Here is a 24,159-nt window from a genome sequence, read left to right on the forward strand (position 1 = left end):
ACGTTCAGTTTTAACTAACACGGCGGCACTATGGTTAACTTTTTTGAACATCAGCAGCAGGCACGACGTAACACCGGCCTGCTGGTCATTCTGTTCTTCCTCGCCTTTGCCCTTATCATTGCCGCGGTGACCTTGGTCGCCGCCTTTGTGATTGGCGCAGTGGGGACCAATGGCCAGGGTGATTATCAACTCAGCTGGGAACCTTTTATCTGGGTCAGCACCATCGTCGGTGGCGGTATTCTGCTGGTGATGCTGTTCAAATGGTTACAATTAAAAGCAGGTGGCAAGGTTGTTGCCGAACATCTGGGCGGCACACTGGTAAGCCCGGACACCCAGGACGCCGTCGAACGGCGGGTAATGAACGTAGTGGAAGAAATGGCCATCGCCGCTAACATGCCCGTTCCTGCGGTTTATATTCTCCCCAATGAAAGCTCCATCAATGCCTTCGCAGCAGGTTATGACAGCCGCGATGCGGTGATTGGACTCACCCGGGGCGCCATTGACAGTTTCTCACGGGAGCAACTGCAAGGCGTGGTTGCGCATGAGTTCAGCCATATTCTAAACGGTGATATGCGCCTGAACATCCGTTTAATTGCAGCACTGGCCGGCATTCTGGCGGTCGCCCATCTGGGGCGTATTCTGTTGTACTCGGGTCATGCCAGCCGCGGCCGCAATAATAAAAATGCGCTGCCACTGTTCGGCCTGGGGTTAATCATTCTTGGTGGTATCGGTATTTTATTTGGCAATCTTATTAAGTCGGCAGTGAGTCGCCAGCGTGAGTTTCTTGCTGATGCCGCCGCCGTGCAGTTCACCCGAAATCCGGAAGGCCTGTCCGGTGCATTGAAGCAAATAGGTGCGCGGGAGCATGGCAGCCGGGTGCAGCATAAAAATGCGGATGAAGCGGCGCACCTGTTTTTCGGCGAGGCCTTAAGTCACTGGTTTGGAATGATGGCCACGCACCCACCGCTGGCCAAACGCATCAAGCGCATTGAACCGCATTGGAACGGCCACTACCCCGAACCCCGCACCGCACGCAGCCGCTCCGAGAAAGATCATGTTAAGGCGCAGCCGAAACCGTCAGCGCTTAACAAGCTGGCACTGCTGGCCTTGCCTTCGGTGCTCATGGAACAAGCTCATAGCCCCAGGCAGGCGCCCAAACTGGTGCACGATATCGTGCTGAGTCAATTGCTGGACGAGCCCAATAAAGCTCTGAAGGATCTCGCTCCTGCACAGCAACTGGCGCTGGTTGAAGTCGCTGTACCGGCACTACGCCAGGCCAGTGAAGCGGATCGGCTGAACCTGTTAAAAGATTTAGAGACCATGGCCAACAGTCAGGACCTGTTTCACTGGGGCTTGTACCAATTGCTTGCCCGTCAGCTCTTACCCAAAGCTCGGTTTAAAGAAACGCTGGATAATGATCAGGCGCTGCAGGTTACGGTGGAAGCCCTGCAGCGCACCGACGCCGGCCAAAAGGTTGACCGTCAGGCGTTATGCCTGGCTCTGAACACTTGCCGTGGCTGGTCGCCCAAAGCCAAACAAACGCTTATCGACAACTGGCTGACAACCGTGCGCGCTGACGATGTTATCTCGCCAGCTGAGCGGCAGTTGCTGGCGATCCTTTGTGCCTGTATTGAAGTGCCGTTGCCAGATGAAATGCTGCAATAAACTGGCAGTATTAGCGGGCATTCAACCAGGCATTGATATGCGCGTGGCGCTCGTTGTCCATCACCCCTAAGCTCATGTGATGCCGACCGGGTGCCATGATCAGCGTCACCTGGTCAGACTCCAGTGGCAGATAGTGCTCATACGGAGCGATGCTGTCTTTATCGCTGGCCACAATCAAGGTCGGTACGGTGATCTTCGGAAGCAATTGCATCAAATCTGTGGCAGCCACCGCAATATCCTGCCTGCGCATGGCTTGCACCACCCCCTCGCGAATTGAGTCGGCGGGCATCAGCTTGCTCAGATTGGGATACAGCAGTTCAATCATAGCGGTGGTCGCCTGATCCATTGGCCGCATCGGCGCAAACAGCATCAAACCACGAACGTCATCCCGTGCTCGGGTCACCTGAGTAGCAGCAACGGCTCCCATCGACACCCCTGCCAGGTACAACGGTCGCGGCGCTTCCCGTTGCGGCAAGCTATCAATCAGGGCATTAATCAGTGGTGCGTCATGTACGCCGAACCCTACCTGGTCCGCGCTGGAATCGCCGTGGCCAAGCAAATCCGGAACAATGACGTGGTAGCCCAAAAACATATAGTAGGCGGCCAGATACCCCATGGTCGACTTATCGCCACCATAGCCGTGCAGTAACACCACGGTTCCGGACTTTGGCGGTGTCGCGTCGCGGCTCAGATCCAACCGCGAATGGTCAAGCTTATCGTTCACCTCGAGTTCAGCATCAAGCGTCAGACGCTGGAACTTTTCGCTGTCCAGTAAATGATAGGGCTTACCAAAGTAATACCCCGTGCAACCGCCTAAATAGGGCAGACAGAACTCGCGCTTGTTGAGTTGCAGGGTGCGCATACCTGCTTCGGACTCAGCGTTCCAGTTGGTTCCCTGCGGACGCTTGGAAAGTTCGTACTCAATATAGTTCGCACACCCTGTCAAAAGCGCACTGCAAGCCAAAACCAGGCCCAGAAGACTCGTTCGCTTCATGCTCCGCCTCTACTCTTCGTTACCGTAGAAAAATGAGGCGACACTATAGCGAAAGTCGGTTTTCAGGGCTACTGCTTTCAGAGCTCGTCCGCCTCAGCTGGTGCTTGCTGCATCCTTTCCTTAAACTGCGAGTGCTTGCTCCAGGTCGGCGATAATGTCATCGGGATGTTCAATACCCACACACAGCCGAATCGCCTCGGGGCGGACCCCAACTTGCGCCTGCTCCTCAGTACTCAGTTGCCGATGGGTGGTGGAGGCCGGATGGCAGGCCAGCGACTTGGCATCGCCGATATTGACCAGGCGCTTAAACAGCTCCAGTTTATCGTAAAACGTGACGCCCGCCTCGTAGCCGCCTTTCAGACCAAAGGTCAGCAATGACGCCGGTAAGCCGCCACGGATGTACTTCTGGGCCAACGCGTAATCAGCGTGGTTCTCAAGCCCGGCGTAGTTCACCCAGGCGACGTCCGGATGATGTTGCAAAAAGTGCAGTACGCGCAAGGTATTCTGGCAATGCCTCTCCATCCGTAACTCGAGTGTCTCCAGCCCCTGCAAAATAAGAAAAGCATTAAAGGGCGATAAAGCAGCACCGGTATTGCGTAGTGCGACGGTGCGTGCACGGGCAATGAAAGCTGCCTCGGCGAAGGTCTCGTTATAAACAATGCCATGATACGCCGGCTCAGGCTGGGCGAACTGCGGAAACTTGTCGGCATAGTTCGGCCAGTTAAACTTGCCACTGTCGACAATCAATCCGCCGATGGTGGTGCCGTGCCCGCCGATGTATTTGGTCAGTGAATGCACCACGATATGGGCACCCCAGTCGATAGGCTTACAAAGCGAGGGTGATGCCACGGTATTATCGACCACCAGGGGCACCCCCTTGCGCTCGGCAAGCTCAGCATAGGCTTCAAGATCAGCAACGGTTCCCGCCGGATTACCGATGGTTTCGCAATAAATTGCTTTGGTGTTAGCGTCGACACAGGCTTCAATATCTGCGGTAGCAGCGGATTTGGCGAAGCGCACATCAATGCCCAGCGACGGCAACATATGAGCAAATAACGTATAGGTCCCGCCATAAAGCTGCGGCGTCGTCACAATGTTATCGCCATTGCTCGCCAGCGTGATTAAAGCGTACTGGATGGCGGCCATCCCGGAAGCTACAGCAAGCCCGGCAATGCCACCTTCCAGCGCCGCCACCCGCTGCTCGAGGACGTCATTGGTCGGGTTCATGATGCGACTGTAAATATTCCCCGGTACCGCCAAATCAAATAAATCAGCGCCATGCTGGGCATCATCAAAGGCAAAGGCCGCCGTCTGGTAGATGGGGGTGGCAACCGACTTGGTGGTGGGATCGGTTTCATAGCCGTGGTGGATTGCAAGGGTCGCAGCGCGATAGGTGTGTGTCATAATAGCCTCAGCATGGATGTTTATACGTTTAGACGTCCATATTAACCAAAATTACCTAAGCTGCAAGCCCTGAGGCTAATGTTTTTTTAACCTTGCAATTAATTGCAAAACATCACTATGGACACCAGCTGCAGTGACTTCAGGCCCGGCACCGGGTCCTTGTATCACCAGGGGGTTGGCATCGTATTGCTGTGTCCGCACGGTAAAGTTGGCATTGCCTCCGGGTAAGTTTGCATAAACCGAGGTGCTTTCGATCGGCACTAGCTCCGTACCGCCATGGTAGTGACCGTCGTCATCCTGGCAAATATAACCCAGATACACCCACTGCTTAGCCTCAGGGCACTCATGCTGACGCCAGCTTTCAAACGACTTATCGAAGGCCTCGCCTTGACCGACAAATTCTTGCGTCGTGCACTCGCGCAGCTCGGGCGGTACCAGGTTATGAATCGACAAATCTTTCAGCTGCAGCGCCCACCCCACCTCACGAGCGAGGATAACCAGTTTCCGCGCAACATCCATCCCGCCGAGATCAAGCCGTGGATCAGGCTCGGTCAGTCCCTCTTCCTGCGCTTTCGCCAACCAGTCTGAGAGCTTTTCACCGGCGCGGAACTGCTGAAAAATCCAGGACAAGGAACCGGAAAGGTTGCCCTCAATGCGCAGTACTTTGTCGCCACACAGGCAGCGTTCCTGCAGCGCACTTAAAATCGGCAGGCCGGCCCCAACCGTGGTGTTGTAAAGCCAGTGCCGTTGGTACTGATCGAGTACCCGTCTGAAGTCACGGTACCAGCTCAGGTCGCTGGAGCCTGCGTATTTATTGGCACATATCACATGCGCGCCCGCCGCTACCCAGGCCGGGTAACTGCGGCTGACCTGTTTTGACGCCGTCAGATCGATAAGCACGGGTTGTTGCTCACGCTCGCGGCAGCGCTGTAACCACGTCTGCACGTCTGCCGCTGACCCGGCCTCGCCGCTGTTCGCAAGCTGCTCCCGCCAGCTATCCAGGTTCACTCCGCGGGGAGCATCGAGCCAGCAGGAACTGCGAAAAATTGCCGTAACCTGCGCATGCGAGGCCAGGCTTAGTTGACCTGCGAACTGATCAAGCCAAGAGCTGCCTATAGTGCCAACCCCAATCACTCCAAGCGCGATCTCTGCCCGACTCATACATCCTCCAGGAATTCTTGTAACCGCGGTCCGAACACCGCGGTATTTAAAATAAAGCCATCGTGACCATGAGCCGTAGCGACCTCATCATAAGCCCAGCACCGGGGCAGTAACCCTTGTAGTTCATTCAGCACATGCGGTGGAACCAGCAGGTCGTCTTTGAATCCCAGTAGGAATGTCGGTACCTGCACACGTTGCGGGGCAACCCGAAAGGCATCAAGCGCAGGGCCAAACTCGGTGAACAAACGGCGGGCCTGCCAGGGATCACGTTGCACCAGGCGCTGTGCGCGTTGATGCATAAAGTCGATGGCACCTGCTGCATCACTAAAACGGGCATCAAGACCGGTGGTACCTCGGTAGCTGACCATGGCCAGCGCACGCGCTAAAACCACGCCACGTTCAGCATCGCCAGCTTGTTCAGCGAGTTCGATAAAATCCCGTTGCAGGCTGCGCAACATCACCGCCTGCGCGGTTGCTCTGTGCGCGGCGCCCAATACCGCCAGCCGCGCTACCGAAAGCTTACCGGCCGCCACCAGAGCCATGCCAACACAGCCACCGTAGGAACCACCGATGAGGGCATGCAAATGCTTCACGCCAAGCTGCAGCAGAGCTTCCTCTACGGCTTGCGCCTGTAATTCAACGCTGCCGGGAGTGACAGCGCAGGAGCTTGCGCCCATACCGCCAAGGTAATCGAGACTCCAAACGTTATAACGCAGCAGATCGGTATCGCGAAACAGCCCCTGCCACCAGCCCTCGCCGGATTGCGTGTAGACTTCACGCCCTCCGGAAATGCCGCCAAGGACAAGTATGTTCGGCGCGCCCTCAGTACCTTGTTGCCGCACAGCCAGTTGTCCCTGCGGGGTGGAGATTAGATGGTCGACCTGTTTATAGCTCATCTGGGTGGGATCTCGTAAGTTGAATCAATAGGTCAGCGTTGCTTGCGACTCTACTGGGGCTCTGGCATCTTGTCAATATAGACGTCTAGATATCCATAACCACCACAGGCGCCACAAACTCATCAGACAAAGGCCTTTTAATGTTGTTTATTTGTCCAATTGCTTGTGGTATCCGGGGTTATTCACGATAATAAAACAAATCATCAAGCAAATTAGCGAGATAGGTGAACCTATGCCCTCCTTTGATATTGTATCTGAAGTCGATACTGTGGAACTGAGAAATGCTGTCGATAATGCCAACCGGGAGTTAAGCTCACGCTTTGACTTTCGCGGTGTCGATGCGCACATCGACTTAAAAGAGACGACCGTGACTTTGGCTTCAGAGTCTGACTTTCAGGTCCAGCAACTGCATGACATTTTTGCCAACCATTGCGCCAAACGAAACCTTAGTCTGGCAGGCACAGAATCACCGGAAGAACTGACTCATAGCGGCAAAACATTCAGTACCACAGTGACGTTTAAGCAAGGTATTGAACAGCCGCTGGCAAAAAAGATCGTCAAACTGCTGAAGGAGAGTAAGCTAAAAGTTCAGGCCGCGATTCAGGGCGATAAAGTTCGTGTCACAGGTAAAAAGAGAGATGATTTGCAACAAGCAATGGCGGTGTTACGCGAATCCGATATTGAGTTACCCTTGCAATTTGAGAACTTTCGCGACTAATACTTAATAGAGTGCTAATAGAATATTAGTAGAGCCCCGCAGCAGTGAGTTGAGAATGGACGTAAACAGTCTTCTTGAGAAAATGCCAGGCGTCACCTATCAGCTGATGCGTAACCCGGCGGGGCAGTGCCACTTTGCCTATATCAGCCCATGGGTTGAATCGCTGCTGGGGTTTTCGCACCAACAGCTACTGCAGGACGCCTCCGATCTGCTCAGCGCCATCCACCCTGACGACTACCGCGATGTGACTGAGGCCGGGATTTCATCGGCCGAGCGCGGCATTGACTGGCATTATCACTTTCGCCTGCTTCGTCCAGGCAATAATGAGCTCTGGCTGAACGCGTTCAATCACGGCGAACAGTTGGCGGATGGCACTCTGGTCTGGACCGGCTATCTAGTCGAAGATAGCGAGCGGCGTCGCCTGGAGAGTGAACTTATCGCCAGCGAGCAACGCTTTCGCACCTTAGTCGAGCAGGCCAACGATATTATTTTTACCGTCGACGCCAACGGCATCCTGGGCTACTTATCACCCAACTGGCAGGACAAGCTCGGCTACGCGATAGACGAATCCATCAACCAGTCCTTCGAAGAAATCGTCCATGACGATGATATTCCCGCCTGCAATGCCTATATCCAGGCCGTGATCAGTGGTGCTGAGGAGGTCAAGGACATCGAGTTCCGTGTACGCCACGCTAACGGTGCCTGGCGCTGGTACACTTGCCGCGCTTCCTGTATTCAGGACAACAGTTGCCAGCAACCTCATTTGCTGGGCATTGCCCGTGAAATCACCGAACAGCGCCGGCAACGGGAAAAGATTGCCCGCATGGCGCGCCATGATATGCTGACGAACCTGCCCAACCGGGCCTACTTTTATGAACTGTTCGAGCGCAGCTTAGCGCTGTCGAGCCAGCAAAACCGCTCGCTTGCAGTATTATTCGTTGATTTGGACTACTTTAAGCCTGTCAACGATACCTATGGGCATAGTGTTGGCGACCAACTGCTCATTCATGTCGCCCGGCGTATCAAATCCTGTCTGCGCGACACTGACGTCGCCTGTCGTACCGGCGGCGATGAGTTTCTCGTACTCGCCAATGACCTGCCCACTGTTGAGATAGCTCACCAGGTTGCGACGAGCATTGCCGAACGCATTCGTGAAGAGCTGGCCAAACCCTTTGCCATCGAGAAGCTAAAGTTGCAAATTACTGCAAGTCTGGGCATCGCCATTTACCCCGCCCATGCTGAGCAATCCGGCGATATCCTGCGCTGCGCGGATCGTGCGATGTATCAGGCGAAAACTGACGGACGGGACCGGGTGCGCATTGCAGAGTGCGAAGATGGTAAAGCGAGCGAGAACTAAACGTGGAGTGCGGACTTTGCGGCGCGGCGCAACATGAATTGTTTTACTGTCAACGTCGTGGTTTATTAAGCGGACGCGAATTCTGGCGTTGCCGCAGCTGCCAATTAATTCAGGTCGCGCCAGCCCAACGCCTGAGCCCCAGCGAAGAAAAAGCGATTTATGACCTACACGAAAACGACCCCGATGATCCAGGCTACCGACGGTTCCTGGCGCGCTGCCTGACGCCGCTGCAACCGCGTCTGCAGCCTGGCGCCAAGGGTCTGGATTTCGGCTGTGGCCCCGGCCCGGCGCTGGCGTCAATGCTAAACAGCGCCGGCTTCCCTTGCACCACCTATGATATCTACTATGCACCCCATCCGGAACGTCTGCGCAAAACCTACGATTTCATTACCTGTACCGAAGTCATTGAGCATCTCGCCGAGCCGGCAGTCATTCTGGCGCAACTCAGCGCATGTTTACGGCCAGGCGGCTTGTTAGCACTGATGACCAAGCGTTGGCACAACCTTGAGCAGTTCAAAGGTTGGTCGTATCGCAATGACCCCACCCATATCAGCTTCTTTCACGCCGACAGCTTCCGCTGGCTGGCAGCGCACTGGCAACTTGAAATCGAGTACGACCAGCAGGACGTGGTACTGCTGCGCAAGCCCGCTTAAGTCATTGCCAGTAAAGCTCCGCCGACCAGCCAGAGTATTGCCGCAAATGACAGCGTGAGCATCAGACGCTCGGTCCAGGAGCTACTGCCATGGTCGTGCGAATGGTCGTGATCATGATGCTCGTGTTGTTGCTGTTGGCGTTGCTTACGGCGAAAAAAGTACACCAAAACCACTGAGAGTCCCAAGGCGATACAATTCAGCACAAAGCCGTAATTCAACTGAAAGTGATCGCGTTCACTGATGGCACGCACTCCCTCATTGCTGGGTAGCAAGTCAAAAGCGAATAAGCCGTAATGCATGAGCAAAGAGGTCACCACTAAACAGGTGAACAGCATAGCGGTGATGTAGAGCGCCATTTTCCAGCCATAGTACTGGGCATTAATCCGCAGTACCGGCAATACCACTAAATCTGAGAATATAAAGGCCATGACGCCGGCAAAGGCCACTCCTTCGCCAAAAAGTACCGCCGCCAGCGGAATATTCCCCATGGAGCCAATAAAAGTGAAAAATGCGGCAACAGGGCCAATCACGGTTTGCTGCAGTACTTGCCAAAAACTTAAATCGCCCCCGCTCGCACCTGCGCCCTGAAACAGCCAGGCGAAGAACTCAGAGGGTACAAATGAGGAAATCAAGCCGGCGACGGTGAACCCGATCAGGACATCTTTCCAGACCATCTGCCATTCCATCACGAAGCGCTTTGACACCATCTGCCAGAGCTCTGGATCGCCTAGGTCAGCCCAATGCCGCAGGTCATAGCCTTTTTCATCGCCATCCTCGGCATCGCCATCCCGGGCTTGCTTAATGAGTTGTGTCGGGCGGGTGAGTTTAACAAAGGCCCAGGCTGAAAGAATTAATAGAACGCCGCCGAGGTATTCGCCGAGGACGAATTGCCAGCTGAGAAAAACCGCAATGACAAAACCCAGCTCAATCACCAGATTGGTGGACGCCAGTAAGAACGCCATGGAAGCTGTGAAGGCGGCACCTTTGTTAAAAAGCGCCCGGGTGGTGGCCAGTGCTGCGAAGCTACAGGAGCTGGAGATAAAGCCAAAGAATGTGCCAAGGGCCAGCGACTTTGCACCATCGTTGCCCATAACCGCACGCATTTGCCGACGGGTGATGAGAACCTGAATGATGCTGCTGAGAAAGTAGCCCAGCACGAATGCCCACAACGCCATCCAAAAAAAGCCGAGGCTCGTGGTGGCAGCATCTTCCCACCCCTGCACAAAATCTCCCATATTGCAGCTCCCTAGTTGGTATCTGGTCTCAAACATAGCATACTAAAGCGGTACAATTCACCCTCTCAACCAGGCAAGGACAGACTATGACTGCACACTGGCAAGCACGCCGCTCAGGCCCTTCGACTCAGCGCCCTGGCGATCGCCGTACCCCATGGCAACGTGACCGGGCCCGCGTGCTTCACTCCGCGGCTTTTCGCCGGCTGCAGTCAAAAACTCAGATCATGAACGTGGGTGAGAACGATTTTTACCGTACGCGCTTAACCCACTCCCTGGAAGCCGCGCAAATCGGTGCCTCGCTGATTAACCAGCTGAGCCATGTTGGCTCTGAGGCTGAAGTGGCGATGCTGCCTGACTTAAACCTTATGGAGACCTTGTGCCTTGCCCATGATATCGGTCACCCGCCGTTTGGTCATGGTGGCGAAACCGCACTGAACTTTAAGATGCTGCCCTCGGGCGGCTTCGAAGGCAACGGCCAGACCTTTCGTATTGTCGGTAAACTTGAGGCTTACCATCCCGATCATGGCATGGATCTGACCCGCCGAACCTTACTTGGCTTACTCAAATACCCCGTGCTGATGCCAGAGCTTCCCGTTCCAGCAAGCTCCGAGCCACCGGGCAGCCTTGCTCAGTGGCGACCGGCGAAAGCTCTGTTTGCCTGTGACAGTGATCTGCTGGACTGGGTGCTGGAGCCTCTCTCCGACACCGACCGTGAACAGTTCCAGGCCGTTGACACCCTGGCGCAAAGCCCATGGCAGAAGTCTAAGCATAAGAGCCTTGACGCATCACTGATGGAGCTTGCCGATGATATTGCCTACGGTGTGCACGACCTTGAAGATGCCGTGGTCACCGGAACCTTATCCGAAAGTCAGTGGCATACCCATCTTGATGAAGTTGTGGCGAATCTTAATCCCGAGCTGGCCAGCCTGATGCAGCAACTCGGTCGTCAGCTGTTTTCGAATGAACACAGTGTCCGTAAAGACGCCATTGGCGCGCTGGTAAATATTTTTGTGACCAAGGTGCATATCACCGAAGTCCTCGCTGATGCCGAAGAGCCGCTGGTACGTTTCAACGCCTGCCTGCCTGAGGCTGAAAGGTATTTGTTAGACAGTTTGAAAGCGGTTGTCTTTGAACACGTCATTAATCAGCCCGCCATTCAGCAACTGCGCTACCGCAGTCAAAACATGCTGTTAAACCTGTTCACTGCATTTCATACGGAACCTATGCGATTGCTACCCCACAATACGCGTGCCCGCTGGCAAGCAGCCTATAGTAAACAGGGACAGTCGGCTGCCGATCGCATACTTTGCGATTACATCGCCGGCATGACAGATGACTACGCAGAGCGCATGTACCGTAACCTTTTCGTCATTTAAAGCTGGCTACACTCTACCTAAATGGGAATAACTCGCATTTGCTATTGCAAATGCGAATAGTTTTTATTTATACTGCCCCGCAAATTGTTCTTAATAATAACTTTTGGGGGAAATATGCGTTATTCCATGATCGCCAGCGCGCTGGCGTTAGCTCTCACCACTCCAGCAAGTCTGGCAGCAACAGAGACACCGGATGCTACCGAGGTCATTAAAATCATCGGTTCCGCTGAAGATGCCAAAACTGTCGCCGGATCCGGTGCTGTCGTCACGCCTGAACAGCTGGATGTGGAAGTCAACGCCGACATTAACCAGCTTCTGAAAACCGTTCCGGGTGTCTATATCCGCGAAGAAGATGGCCAGGGCTTACGTCCAAACATTGGTATTCGCGCGGCAGCAGGCGGTCGCTCGAGCAAAGTGACTTTGCTCGAAGATGGCGTCATGATTGCGCCAGCTCCTTATTCTAACCCAGCAGCGTATTATTTCCCTGAAGCCTATCGGATGCATAGCATCGAAGTACTGAAAGGCGCGCCTTTGTTGCGCTACGGCCCGCAAACGACCGGTGGTGTCATCAACTTACTGACCACACCAATTCCACAGCAGCCACAAGGCCAGATCACCCTGCGTATGGGTGAAAACAACAGCCGTGATATCCATGCCTACTATGGCGGCACTTCAGGTGCTTTCGGCTGGCTGATTGATACCGTTCAGCGCGATTCAAATGGCTTTAAAACCATTGACCGTAGCAACCGCGATGCTGGTCACGACATCGAAGACTACCTGGTCAAACTACGCTGGTCGGGTGTAAACCAGAGCCTGACGGCAAAAATGCAATACTCAGAGCAGGTTTCCAACGAAACTTATGCTGGACTGACCGATGCAGATTTCGCTGCCAACCCTAATCGTCGTTACGGTTTAACCGCCATTGACCAGATGGACAATCAGCATTCAGGCTTTACCCTGACCTATGATGCCACACTGACGGAAAACCTGAACCTGACCGCCATTGCTTATCGCAATGAGTACAAGCGCGATTGGTTTAAAGGCAGCCCTAGCAGTCTGATTGAGGCAGCCAACGCTGGCGACGCAGATGCAATCGCTGTTTTACATGGTGAGCAGGATTACGCGGGGCTGGACTACAAACACAATAATCGTGCGTATGAGTCTTACGGCCTAGAACTGCGCCTCAATGCTCTAGTGGGTGACCACGATATTGAGTTTGGCGCACGTGACCACACTGACAGCATGGATCGTTTCCAGCCGGTTGAGATTTATGACCAGGTCAACGGCAGTCTGGTTTACCAGCAGACGGTGCAACCCACGGGCAGTAATAACCGCCTTGAAGGTGCTGACGCCAATGCGTTCTGGCTTGCAGACACCTGGCAAGCGACGGCGGACTTCAAAGTGCAGGCAACCTTGCGCTACGAAGATGTTGATACCTATCGTAAGCAATTCGCCAACACTGACCGCAGCGATACGCCAAGTTTCCGCAGCAGTGATACTCAGGAATGGCTGCCGGGCGTTTCATTTACTTATGACCTGAATGACAACGTACAAGTGTTGGCCGGTGTGCACCGTGGCTTTGCTCCTTTAGGCGGTGGCGCCAAGCAAACTGACGAACCAGAAACCAGCAGCAACTTTGAATTCGGTGCGCGTTACAATGAGGCCAGCTTCTTTGCTGAAGCCATTGTGTTCCGCAGCGACTTTAATAACCAAGCGGAAAGCTGCTCCGTGGCAAGCCCTTGCAGTAACGGCGCAACGTCTGGCAGCTTCGTCACGGGTGAAGCTTTGGTACAAGGTCTTGAAGTACAGTTAGGACAAACCTGGAAACAAGGTCAATGGACCATCCCGGCGAGCTTCAACTATACCTACACCAGTGCCGAAATCAGTGAAGATAATCCGGTAACCGGCGTTCAGGATGGTGATACTTTAGCCGACATTCCGGAGCATATTTTCAGCGCGCGCTTAGGCCTTCTGAACGACAACGGCTGGGACAACCATCTGATTGTTAAGTACATGGATGAAACTTGCATCAGTGTGGGCTGTAAGCGTGAAAACGACCCCATGCTACTTACTGATTCGTTGCTGACGGTAGACTGGGTAAGCCGTTATCCGCTGTCTGAACAGACCACCGTGTTCCTGAAAGTTGAGAACCTGTTTGACGAGCAAGTGATTATCTCACGTTTGCCATATGGCGCCCGTCCGAACAAACCGCAAACCGTATCGGTCGGTTTTGACTATCGTTTCTAAACGATCAGGTTAAGTCAGCCATCGGCTATAAACAGCAAGTGCGACTAAACGTGCACTTGCTGTTTTTCTATCCACTGCAAGACCTCGGCTAAAGGTTTCGGATGACAGAACAGGTAACCTTGCATTAATTTACAGCCATGCGCGACCACGTAATCCCGCTCAGCCTCAGTCTCTACCCCCTCAGCTACCGTGCGAATATCAAGTTCACTGGCAATCGCCAGTACGCCACGGGTAATTGCAGAGTTACGCTTGGTGCTATCAACATTATGAATAAACGACTGGTCGATCTTTAAGCCATCCACCGGCAATTGGTTCAAATAACTTAGACTGGCAAAACCGGTTCCAAAATCGTCGATGGAAAGCCCCAGTCCCAGATCGCGTAATTTATGCAGCAGGGCAATCATGTTATGGCTATCGCGCATAAATACATTCTCGGTGATCTCGACCACTAGTTGATCGCGCTCAATGCCAAATTCTGTCATCACGTCTTTGACGTCCTGGATAAAGTCATCCCGATAAAACTGCAGTGGTGAAAAATTCACACTGACAGTTTCAAGGCCTGCACCTAATAGTGCCTTAGTGTCGTGACAGGCTTGCCGGAACACCCAGTCGGCAATCGCAATAATTTGCCCCGTAGCCTCCGCCAATGGAATAAACTCACCAGGTGAGATATAGCCCTTTTCCGGATGCCGCCAGCGAATCAATGCCTCCACGGCACGTGGCTGGCCGTGTTGGTCAACGATAGGCTGATAAAAGAGTTCAAACTGTTCCGCCTGGATGGCTTCCTGCAACTGCGTACGTAGTTCAATCTGATGTTGCATCCCGGCATCCAGATCAGTGCTATACCAATGGTACGAACTACCGCCGCGGCGCTTGGCTTCGTACATCGCCACATCCGCGCGCTGAATCAATTCAAGCGGGTGATTAAATACCGCGCTGTTATCAGCGATACCAATAGTTGCCGAAAGCGATACCTCCAGTTCATCAAACCGGTAAGGCTGATGGAACTGATTGAGTAATTTCATCGCTAAGCCACTCACTGCATCGCGGTCGCGGGTACTGGTGACAACAGCGACAAACTCATCACCACCAAAGCGGGCGAGTAGGTCCTCTGGCGCCATCTGCGCCTTCAGCCGTTCAGCAGTCTCCACCAGGATGCGGTCGCCAACGGCGTGGCCGAGACTGTCATTAATAGGTTTAAAGCCATCCAGATCAATAAACAGCACGGCGACCTCGCACGGATCTCCATCACCGTCCTGGGCCAGACATTTAGCCAGACATTCTTCCAGAGCATTGCGGTTTGGCAGGTGCGTGAGCACATCATGTTTGGCAAGGTATTCAAGCTCTTCCTGACGGGTGACACGCTCGGTGATATCACTTAACAAACCAATAAAGTGAGTGACTTTTTCGCCGCTATCCCGCACTGGGGATATAATGAGATCGTTCCAGAAGGGCGTGCCATCTTTGCGATAGTTAAGAATGGTCACCCGAACTTCTTCGCGTCGGTTCAAGCCTTCCCGAATCTTTTGCACCGCCGCAGGATCTGTCCCCTCGCCCTGTAAAAAGTTGCAACTGCGTCCGATGATTTTTGTGTCGTCATGATATCCAGTGATCTCTTTAAATGCCGGATTCACATAAATGATGGGGTAACCAGACGTGTTGGCATCACTGATAATCAGACCATTGGTACTGGACTCGACACTACGCTCTAGCAGCGCCAGCTGCGACTCATTCCGTTTTGCCGCAGTGACATCTTTGGCAATACCATGCACGCCGGTGATCTCACCGTTAATGATGATCGGCATGTTGGTGATATCCAGGTGGTGCATTGCACCCTTACGATCGAATATTTTAATTTCATAGCGTTGCGGCTTACCTGACAACGCCACCTCAAAATGCGTCCGTGTCTTGGCCCGCTCGTACTCAGGTACCACAAGTTCGTAGTGCTGACCCAGTACTTCGAGTTCGTCGTAGCCAATTAAGTCGGAGCCAGCCCGGTTTAAACTCATAAAGTTCCCGTCACGGTCGAGGGTGAACACCGTTTCCGGGTTATAGCTGAACAGCGAGCGGTTGTGTTGCTCGCTACGCTCACGCTGAACGCGGTCGTTGTGCTGGTCAATCACCAAGGCCACCAAATCGCGACTACGTTGAATGAGATCTAACTCACGTAGACAGGGTTTGCGCGCTTTATTGAAGTACACCGCAAAGGTGCCAATCACATTCTTATTTGTGGGCGACATGACCGGATAGGACCAGCAGGCGCGTAGATTATGAGTCTCAATCAGATCTTTAAAAGCATCAAAGCGGGCATCCCGGGTCATATCCTCTACCACCACCGGAATTCTACGATACGCTGCGGTCCCGCACGAACCTACACCATCAGCAATGGGTAAGCCTTGTAACGCCTGCGTAAACTCGTCTGGCAGGCTCAACGCAGTCGCGGCGTTCAAAACCCCTTTATTAGAATCAACCAGCATCACCGAGCACATGGCATTGCCAATCTGGTCTTCAATCAACGCACAGATATCAGTGAGCTTTTCGTTGAGCGGCTTATTTTGCGCTAAGGAGGCGAGCGTCCGGAATTTGGCATTGACCAACCGTGTCAAGCGGACACGCTCGCGATGACCTATCCACCAGCCAATCGCAATGCAAACAATTGCCAGGAGCAGACCATACACAAGGAATTGATGCTGCCATTCGAGTTGTCCTATGGTCACAGGCCTTCCTTTAGGTTTGGGAAAGGGTAGTTCCTACCCAATTGCTGAGTATTGCTAAAGATTGTTCACCTTTCAAGCAGCTTTTGGTAACGATAACGATGCCAGATTAGTCCAACCAGCAAAAGAGCCACGCCCACGCCAATGAGAGTTAACTCCACCATCAGCGCCAGGCTTACACAGCCAATGAGTCCTAGTACTGACCAAAACCGGGCAATAAATCGCTGCTCTGGTGCTACCTTAAGTGCGGCAAGGTTAGTGATACTGTAGTAGATAAGTACGGTAAACGCGCTAAATGTCCATGCTAGCTTGATGCCGCCGAACAGCGCAATCACCATCATAATGGCGGCGGTCACCAGGGTCGCCGCCGGTGCCGAGGTATTGCCGACATTTAACTTTGCCCAGCGTAACGGCAGATCATTGCGCCGCGCCATGGCCAGAATCACTCGTGAAACACCCAGCACCAAATTCAAGGTGACCCCCAACATAGCAATGATGGCGCCGGCAAAGACCACATTGTGGACCTGACCTGCGGGTATCAGCTGGGTTAAAATGAAATCTTCGCCAATACCTGCCGGAGCCAGATGAACGATGGCCCAGCCGACCGCTCCGTAGAGCAGCGTGACCACGATCATGGTGGCGATGATCGCCCGCGGAATCGTGCGCCGTGGCTGCTGTACTTCTTCACCCATGGTGGCGATACGTCCATAACCAGTGTAGGCAACAAATAGCAATGCTGCGGCAGCCAACAGGTCACGCCAGCTGCTATTACCGCCTCCAGTTACAGGCATCGACATCGCCTCTTGTGGCTGCTGAGCTGACCAGACCACAAACACCAACAAACTTGCGATGGCTAGTAAAACCATCAGCGCATTGACTTGATTGGAGCGCCGTAAGCCGGCAAGTACCAATGCGGTAATCGCTGCCAGTAATCCGACCGCCAAGGCGATGACTGCACCTTCAGACCAGCCAAGATAATGGTTCAGCAACCAGGCACTGGCCAGAGCCGCCGCTGCCGCAGACGCACTTTTTGCGCAGACAAAGAGCCAACCGGCACTAAAGCCTAAATCATGATTCAGAAATTTATAGCCATACTCATAGGTACCGCCACTTACCGGATGCACGGCAGCCAACTGCGCGCTCGACAATCCGTTGCATAAGGCGACAAAGGCGGCCAGTAAAATAGCGATCAGCAAACCGTCGCCGGCAAGGCCGTAGCCGAATCCCAAACTCACAAAGGCTCCGGTACCAACAATGGATCCCAACCCCAAAACAATTGCGCCCGGTAGGCCGGTCGTGCGTATTAGTCGCGCGTCACTCATGGTTCTGTCCCAAAAACTTGCTACTGTTAGCCCAGTGTACCCACGCACACCATTGGTGTCATCGATCTGCTTTGCTAAGTTTAACGTACACAGTTGAAACTCATAATGAAGACGTTCTCTATGAAACACCGCGTTGGCATCGTCTGGCTACAAAATGAATTACGAACCGATGATAACCCACTGCTTTGCAAAGCAGCTGCAGAGTGTCAGCAGCTGATTGTTCTGTATTGTGCCAATCCCAAATGGTTTGATGCCAACCGGTACGGCTTGCGCAGTATTGGCGAGCGCAGGTGGCGCTTTATCTGGGAGAGCCTGACCAACTTAGATGCGCTGCTGCAACAGCTTGGCCAGCAATTGCTGGTGCTTCCGCAATCTCCTTTACATGCTATTGCCGAGCTCATCACCGCACACAATGTTGATGCCCTTTATTACGCTGAGCACCCCGGTGTTTACGAGCGGACCTACGCGGAGCTCCTTAAGCGCCGCTACCCCCTGTTGCAGCATCATGCGATGGGCAGTCAGAGTCTTTGGGAGCAGCAGCAACTACCATTTACACTGACTGATCTGCCTGATTCGTTCTCGAAGTTCCGCCGGCAACTGGAACAAAAGGATCTTCGGGACGCAATCCCTGCGCCGCTTTCGTCGCCGCGGCAGTTGCCGCCACCACCAGCAGGCCTGCGTGCTGTACCCCGGCAGCCTTTGCCGGTTGTCACAGCGCCGCAGCATAGTCAATTTGTCGGCGGCAGTCATGCCGCGTATGAACACGTGCAAGCTTACTTTGCCAGTGGCGCCGCCAGCACCTATAAAGAAACCCGCAATGCACTCGATAGCTGGTCTGCTTCCACTAAATTTTCCGCCTGGCTCGCCGATGGCTCACTCTCAGTCAGGCGCCTGCACCAGCAACTGCTGAATTATGAACAGCAACAGGGCGCCAATGAAAGTACCTACTGGATCTTCTTTGAACTGCTGTGGCGCGAGTACTTTCACTGGTATGGACACCGCCATGGACGTTCACTTTTTGCCTTTAATGGCATCAGACAGCAGCGCCCGCAAACCAGTTTTTATGCGGGCCGCTGGCAACAGTGGTGCAGTGGCACTACGCCATTCCCCATCGTCAATGCCTGCATGAACCAGCTCAATGCTACGGGCTACCTCTCCAATAGGGGCAGACAATTGGTAGCAAGTTGTTTTGTGCATGAACTGCAACTGGACTGGCGTTACGGCGCGGCGTTTTTTGAGCAGCAGTTGATCGACTATGATGTCAGCTCCAACTGGGGCAACTGGCAGTATCTGGCAGGGGTGGGCGCCGACCCACGTGGACATCGCCGCTTTGATCTGGACAAGCAGACCCGCCAATACGATCCCAATGGCGACTTCATCGCACGCTGGCACGGCAAGGTTGAAGCAACGCTCGACTGGGTTGATGCCGCCGACTGGCCAATTCACCCACCGAAGTAACACAGCCGATCAACGCATGCGCAACAATTGTTCGTTGCACTGACCTGATAAAGCTGGCTACTATCGAGGACGAGCAAACTACTATTTGTCCACCAAAGGCCGGGGAAGCGTCTATGCATTCAATCCTAAAAACTGTTGTCGCCATGGCATGTGTTATTGCGACCAACCCGTTGGCAACAGCAGCAGAGTTTAAGCAAGGGCGCGTCATTGAAAGCGCCGAAGAGTTTTCAGTGCTCAGTCACAAAGCCCGTATCGCCCCCGAAAATGCCATGCTCAACGAACGTATGCAGACGCTGTTGCCGCAGCTTATGGCAGAAACTGACATCGATATGTGGCTGGTCATCAATCGCGAGTATGCTGAAGATCCGGTGTATTACACCTTAGTGCCGCAGCCCACCTTTGCTGCCCGCCGCACGACCATGCTGGTGTTTCATCGTAACGCCGACGGTACCGTTGAGCGTCTGTCGGTCAACCGCTACCCATTGGGCGAACCCTACGAATCCGTTTGGTCTGGCGGCGATCTCGACCAACAATGGCAAGCGCTGGCGGATTTGATTGCCGAGCGCAACCCGCAGCGTATCGGCATTAATGTCTCCCGCGACTGGCCGGTGGCAGACGGCCTGACCCACGGGTTGCAAGAGCGTTTACGTGAGGTATTATCCGCTGACCTGCAGCAGCGTCTGGTCTCGGCTGAAGAGCTGGTGGTACGCTGGGTGGAAACCCGCACGCCACAGGAAGTTGCCGTCTATCCGCAAGTTGTCGCGCTCGCCCGCGGGGTCATCGCCGAAGCTTTCAGCAATAAAGTCATCACTCCAGGCGTGACCACCACCGAAGATGTTGCCTGGTTTATTCGTGACCGTTTTGCCGAGTTGCAACTGCCGATCTGGTTTATGCCTTATGTCACTCTGCAACGCGCCGGGAATGGCTGTACCGACGAACAAGCCTTCTGCGGTCAGGCCGGGCACACCATTCAACGGGGCGATGTCATCCACACCGATGTCGGTATTTGCTACCTGAAACTCTGTACCGACACCCAGGAGCTGGCCTACGTGCTCCCCTTTGGCACCAGCGAGGTACCACAGGAACTGCAGGACGCCATGGCCCGCGGGAACTTATGGCAGGATCACCTGACCGCTGCCTTCAAGACCGGCCGCAGCGGCAACGAAGTACTTGAACAGACCCTGCTAAAAAGCACTGAAGCAAGCCTGATGTCCAGCACCTACACCCACCCGTTGGGTTTTTACGGTCACGCGCCAGGGCCAACTATTGGCATGTGGGACAACCAAGGGCCTACTCCGATTCGTGGCGACTGGCCGATCTATGCCAATACGGCTTACGCCATTGAGGGTAACGTTAAGGTTCCTCTGCAAATGTGGGACGGACAAAACGTGCAAATCATGCTTGAGCAAAGTGCCTTCTTCGACGGCACTGCGGTCACTTACCTTGCCGGTCGCCAGACCCAATGGCATGTCATACGTTAACTGGAGCGGGCTCATGTCTGAAAAATTAACGACGATTTGTGTGTACTGCGGTGCCAACGCAGGTTTTAGTCCGGTTTATCAGGACGCCGCCGTGCAGCTTGCAGATACTCTGGCCAACGCCGGTATCACTTTGGTTTACGGTGGTTCCAGCGTCGGCTTAATGGGAATTCTTGCGGATCGCGTGCTCGCACAGGGCGGCCAGGTCATCGGGGTGATCCCGCAAGCTCTGGTCGATAAAGAGTTGGCTCATGAGGGGCTGACCGAGTTGCATGTGGTGCCTTCAATGCATGCCCGCAAAGCCAAAATGGCAGAGTTAGCTGACGGCTTTATCGCTATGCCCGGCGGCATGGGAACTCTCGAAGAACTTTTTGAGATGCTGACCTGGGCGCAGCTTGGCTTTCACCAAAAAAGTTGTGCAGTCCTTAACGTTGACGGCTACTATGAAAGCCTACTCAACTTTCTTGAGGGGGCGGTTTCTCAGGGCTTCATTCGTGACGAGCACCGTCATCTTTTGCTCAGCCACGACGACCCGGTGACCCTGCTCGAGTTGATGGAAGCGCACGAAGCACCGCAGCAGCCGAAATGGATAACCGCCGCAGAGACTTAATTTTAACAACCATGATGGAACACTTATGCGTACTCTTTTTCTTACCTTTGTCCTGTTACTAAGCAGCGTGGTCAGCGCTCAGGAAGCACGTCCTATCAGTGCGAGTGAGGCGCAACAGGTGACCGCAGCCATTGAGGCTTTTCTCTATGGGGCATCGATCAACGATGCGCAGGCCCATGATAAATTCTGGGCGCCAGAACTGACCTATACCAGCTCCAACGGTACACGCTTTGGTAAAGCCGAATTGATGCAAGGCCTGATGGACAGTGAAGCGCTTAGCGATGGTGAAGTCACCGCTTGGTACACGGCTGAAAATATTGAACTGAAATCCTTTGGCACAGCTGTAATTGTCAACTTCACACTGGTTTCCACCCAGGTGCTGGATCAGTCCCGCGAGACCTTTTTAAACAGTGGGGTTTTGGTGCCCCGGCGTGACGGCTGGCAAGCGGTCAACTGGCATGCCACTCGCGCCGCGCCAGCCACACAACCTTAACGCGGGGCCAATTACCAGCCGTTGATGCGCGGCCAGAACACCAGTTCATCGCCGTCGGGCACAACGTAGCCCTGAAACTGACTGGCCGTGGCGCAGGCATGGTTCGGGAGAATGCGTACCTTGCTGCCCACGCGGAGTTCCGGCAGTTTGGCTTTGCTACCTTTACGCAGCGCCAGCACACCATGTTCCTGGCTGGTATTGGCCACAATCAAATCCGGATAAGGGGTGCCATCCATCGCACAGACCAACCCATAGCCCTGGTCCACCTCTTGTTTCGCTGTACCGCGATCCCGGGATAACGCCATCCACCCCGCATCGGTCATGATCCAGCCCTTGTCGGGGCGGTGGCCAATGACTGTCGCCACAACGCTAATTGCAATATCGTCGGTACTACAGACGTGGATACCCGCCATCACCAGATCATGAAAAACGTAAACCCCCGCGCGCATTTCGGTTATGCCCGTCAGATCTTTGGCAAAATGCGCTGTCGGTGTCGAGCCGACACTGACGATCTCACAGGGCAGCCCCGCATCAAGTAACTGTTGTTTTACTGCGACCGCAGTCATGCGTTCGTGTTCAGCGGCAGCTTGCTTGGCAGCTTTATCGGGACAATGATAAGACCCGCCCGCATGCATTAAAATCCCTGCAAGTTGGTTATTTTCATGCAGTATTCGCCCAATTTCGACGATTTTATCATCACCAGGCTGTAACCCGGCGCGCTCGCCGTCGCAGTCAATTTCAATCAGTGCGGGAATGCTAAGCCGCTCCATTTTCGCAAAAGCCACCACAGCTTCCGCTTGCGCTTTGCTGTCTAACAATACGCGGAGAGTCACCTCCGCCCTGTTTAGTCGTGCCACCCGCGGCAACTTGTCAGGACTAATACCGACTGCATAGGTCATATCGGTAAAGCCATGCTCAGCGAAATATTCCGCCTCTTTCAGCGTAGAAACTGTGATAGGCCCCCGCCCGGCGGGAATCATCCGGCGCACGATATCGACGGATTTCGCGGTTTTTACATGGGGACGCAGGGGCACGCCGAGTTTATCCATATGCTTCTGTAAACGTTCACAGTTCGCGCGCATTTTCTCGGGATCAAGCAAGAGGTAGGGCGTGGTTAAATCAGCCAGATTGTTCATCGCATGGGTGCCTTTTGCAGATGTTGCTGTGGAAGTAATGCTCATTATGGAAGAGCAATGGCAAAGCGACAAGTGCTCCTGCACGCGAGTGCGACCTCACGATGCGTGCAGGAGCAGGCACAACCTTATCGACGGCGGCGTTTACGGGCACTTTTATTGCGCCTTTGCCACCATAGGTAAGTTCCGGTAATTCCTAAAAGTAACGGGGTCAAGCCGACCACACACCATAAGATTTTAATAGGTAAGCCGCCAAACGTGCCAAAATGCAGGCGCCGGAAACTATCCAGGGTTTTCATCCCGACGCCTTGTTCATTCAGGTTGTAGGTACTTTGATAAGCTCCCGTCCAGGGGTCAAAGTTCACCACCGAGCCATAGTTGCTTAGTAACGGATTCGCTGTCGGCGCCCGGCCAAATACCGTGAAAGGTAATTCGGGTTCAAAGGGGAACAACAAATAGGTCGGCTTAAAGTCATCTATGGCATCTTGACTGCGCGCCACCAGGCTATCGATATCCAGGTGGTCCGCGTACAACCGCTCCGACATGATGTGGTGCTCAGCACCATCGCCATGCTCTTTAAACTCTTCCCAGTAAATGATGGCACTGTAGTAACCGCCGGTAATACCCAGAATGAGCAATATCGGTGACGCCAGTGTGCCAAACATTTTATGCAAGTCGCTAAACACCACTAATAATCGTTGATTCCAGCGTAGGGTGAACACGCGCGCCCAGAAACGACGATAGATGATCAGTCCGGAAATGCCCATAAAGACCAGGAACACTGCCAGTATAAAGGTAATAATCAGACCCAGGTGCTCGTCTAGCCCCTCGATATCGTTAAGCAGCAGCGTGTAATGCAACTCCAGCAACCAGTCGGTCAGGTAATGGCCCGGTGTGGTCGGCTGGCTCAACAGCTCACCAGTGTAGGGATCCAGGTGGACCTTATGCCACTCGTCGGTACCCTCTTTGATCACGAACACCCGATCGGCTTCATCGTGACCCGCCGGGAAAATCTCCCAACTACCAATTTCATAGTCCGGCAGCTGCGCGTTCACCCGTTCAGTCAAGGCATTCAGAGACAAGCGCTCACCGCCGGTCTGGGAAAGTCCGGTAACCTCCGGGATCAGCCACGCATCAATTTCTTTTTTGAAGATAAGAATGCTGCCGGTCAGACAGACAAAAAGGAAAGGGATCAAAATAATGATCCCTATCCAACCATGCCATTTATGGAGAGTCTTGCGCATG

General features: G+C 53.8%; 19 protein-coding genes. 10 read left to right on the plus strand and 9 right to left on the minus strand.

All coding sequences use genetic code 11. The annotated features are described in order from the left end of the window. The first annotated feature begins 30 nt into the window (after window positions 1-30). Window positions 31-1,665, plus strand: coding sequence for a M48 family metallopeptidase (locus J6J28_RS09220; protein WP_301721267.1), 1,635 nt, complete (start codon window positions 31-33; stop codon window positions 1,663-1,665). A 10-nt stretch (window positions 1,666-1,675) separates the two neighbouring features. Here the strand turns inward: J6J28_RS09220 and J6J28_RS09225 are convergent, their stop codons facing one another. The 4 genes from J6J28_RS09225 to J6J28_RS09240 form a co-directional block, all read right to left on the minus strand. After that, window positions 1,676-2,659, minus strand: a complete 984-nt coding sequence (locus J6J28_RS09225) for an alpha/beta hydrolase (RefSeq protein ID WP_301721268.1) — start codon at window positions 2,657-2,659, stop codon at window positions 1,676-1,678. 120 nt (window positions 2,660-2,779) lie between these two features. Further along, window positions 2,780-4,063 carry an O-acetylhomoserine aminocarboxypropyltransferase/cysteine synthase family protein gene (locus J6J28_RS09230; protein WP_301721270.1) on the minus strand — a complete coding sequence of 428 codons (1,284 nt, stop codon included), beginning with the start codon at window positions 4,061-4,063 and terminating at the stop codon, window positions 2,780-2,782. 75 nt (window positions 4,064-4,138) lie between these two features. Further along, window positions 4,139-5,224, minus strand: coding sequence for a homoserine dehydrogenase family protein (locus J6J28_RS09235; protein WP_301721272.1), 1,086 nt, complete (start codon window positions 5,222-5,224; stop codon window positions 4,139-4,141). After that, window positions 5,221-6,120: an alpha/beta fold hydrolase gene (locus J6J28_RS09240; protein ID WP_301721273.1), complete on the minus strand. Its 900-nt coding sequence runs from the start codon at window positions 6,118-6,120 to the stop codon at window positions 5,221-5,223. The genes J6J28_RS09235 and J6J28_RS09240 overlap by 4 nt, the downstream gene beginning before the upstream one ends. A 232-nt stretch (window positions 6,121-6,352) precedes the next feature. Between J6J28_RS09240 and J6J28_RS09245 the strand changes: the two genes are divergently transcribed. From J6J28_RS09245 to J6J28_RS09255, 3 genes are read left to right on the plus strand one after another with little or no spacing between them, the layout of a single operon-like run. Continuing rightward, window positions 6,353-6,838, plus strand: a complete 486-nt coding sequence (locus J6J28_RS09245; RefSeq protein WP_301721274.1) for a YajQ family cyclic di-GMP-binding protein — start codon at window positions 6,353-6,355, stop codon at window positions 6,836-6,838. A gap of 55 nt (window positions 6,839-6,893) precedes the next feature. Next, a complete protein-coding gene (locus tag J6J28_RS09250; RefSeq protein WP_301721275.1) occupies window positions 6,894-8,195 on the plus strand; it encodes a sensor domain-containing diguanylate cyclase in 1,302 nt (433 codons plus the stop codon). A 2-nt stretch (window positions 8,196-8,197) separates the two neighbouring features. After that, window positions 8,198-8,848, plus strand: a complete 651-nt coding sequence (locus J6J28_RS09255; protein ID WP_301721276.1) for a class I SAM-dependent methyltransferase — start codon at window positions 8,198-8,200, stop codon at window positions 8,846-8,848. On the opposite strand, the gene J6J28_RS09260 is transcribed toward J6J28_RS09255, so the two are convergent. After that, window positions 8,845-10,083, minus strand: a complete 1,239-nt coding sequence (locus J6J28_RS09260) for a permease (RefSeq protein ID WP_301721277.1) — start codon at window positions 10,081-10,083, stop codon at window positions 8,845-8,847. The genes J6J28_RS09255 and J6J28_RS09260 overlap by 4 nt on opposite strands. 86 nt (window positions 10,084-10,169) lie before the next feature. Between J6J28_RS09260 and J6J28_RS09265 the strand changes: the two genes are divergently transcribed. Together J6J28_RS09265 and J6J28_RS09270 are read left to right on the plus strand one after the other, a co-directional pair. Further along, complete coding sequence (locus J6J28_RS09265; protein ID WP_301721278.1) at window positions 10,170-11,459, plus strand: anti-phage deoxyguanosine triphosphatase; 1,290 nt, start codon at window positions 10,170-10,172, stop codon at window positions 11,457-11,459. Between the two features lie 114 nt (window positions 11,460-11,573). Continuing rightward, window positions 11,574-13,706 (plus strand): TonB-dependent receptor family protein, encoded by a 2,133-nt coding sequence (locus J6J28_RS09270; protein WP_301721279.1) that lies wholly within the window; start codon window positions 11,574-11,576, stop codon window positions 13,704-13,706. A gap of 44 nt (window positions 13,707-13,750) precedes the next feature. On the opposite strand, the gene J6J28_RS09275 is transcribed toward J6J28_RS09270, so the two are convergent. Further along, window positions 13,751-16,423: an EAL domain-containing protein gene (locus tag J6J28_RS09275; RefSeq protein ID WP_301721281.1), complete on the minus strand. Its 2,673-nt coding sequence runs from the start codon at window positions 16,421-16,423 to the stop codon at window positions 13,751-13,753. A 65-nt stretch (window positions 16,424-16,488) separates the two neighbouring features. Continuing rightward, window positions 16,489-17,742: an APC family permease gene (locus tag J6J28_RS09280; protein ID WP_301721283.1), complete on the minus strand. Its 1,254-nt coding sequence runs from the start codon at window positions 17,740-17,742 to the stop codon at window positions 16,489-16,491. A gap of 120 nt (window positions 17,743-17,862) precedes the next feature. Between J6J28_RS09280 and J6J28_RS09285 the strand changes: the two genes are divergently transcribed. The 4 genes from J6J28_RS09285 to J6J28_RS09300 all read left to right on the plus strand — a co-directional run bounded on the left by J6J28_RS09285 (window position 17,863) and on the right by J6J28_RS09300 (window position 21,781). Next, complete coding sequence (locus tag J6J28_RS09285) at window positions 17,863-19,200, plus strand: DASH family cryptochrome (RefSeq protein ID WP_301721285.1); 1,338 nt, start codon at window positions 17,863-17,865, stop codon at window positions 19,198-19,200. Window positions 19,201-19,313: 113 nt separating this feature from the next. After that, the gene (locus J6J28_RS09290; RefSeq protein ID WP_301721286.1) at window positions 19,314-20,681 is read left to right on the plus strand and encodes a M24 family metallopeptidase; all 1,368 of its coding nucleotides are present in this window, start codon (window positions 19,314-19,316) and stop codon (window positions 20,679-20,681) included. Between the two features lie 13 nt (window positions 20,682-20,694). Beyond that, the gene (locus J6J28_RS09295; protein WP_301721287.1) at window positions 20,695-21,288 is read left to right on the plus strand and encodes an LOG family protein; all 594 of its coding nucleotides are present in this window, start codon (window positions 20,695-20,697) and stop codon (window positions 21,286-21,288) included. Between the two features lie 25 nt (window positions 21,289-21,313). Further along, the gene (locus J6J28_RS09300; protein WP_301721288.1) at window positions 21,314-21,781 is read left to right on the plus strand and encodes a DUF4440 domain-containing protein; all 468 of its coding nucleotides are present in this window, start codon (window positions 21,314-21,316) and stop codon (window positions 21,779-21,781) included. Window positions 21,782-21,792: 11 nt separating this feature from the next. Here J6J28_RS09300 and J6J28_RS09305 read toward each other — a convergent pair whose 3' ends face one another. Together J6J28_RS09305 and J6J28_RS09310 are read right to left on the minus strand one after the other, a co-directional pair. Further along, window positions 21,793-22,962 (minus strand): DSD1 family PLP-dependent enzyme, encoded by a 1,170-nt coding sequence (locus J6J28_RS09305; protein WP_301721289.1) that lies wholly within the window; start codon window positions 22,960-22,962, stop codon window positions 21,793-21,795. 80 nt (window positions 22,963-23,042) lie between these two features. Beyond that, entirely contained in the window at window positions 23,043-24,158 is a 1,116-nt protein-coding gene (locus tag J6J28_RS09310) for a PepSY-associated TM helix domain-containing protein (protein WP_301721290.1), read from the minus strand. Window position 24,159: the final 1 nt, after the last annotated feature.

The organism is Pseudidiomarina terrestris (genome assembly GCF_030466375.1).
GTDB classification, from domain to species: Bacteria; Pseudomonadota; Gammaproteobacteria; order Enterobacterales; family Alteromonadaceae; genus Pseudidiomarina; species Pseudidiomarina terrestris.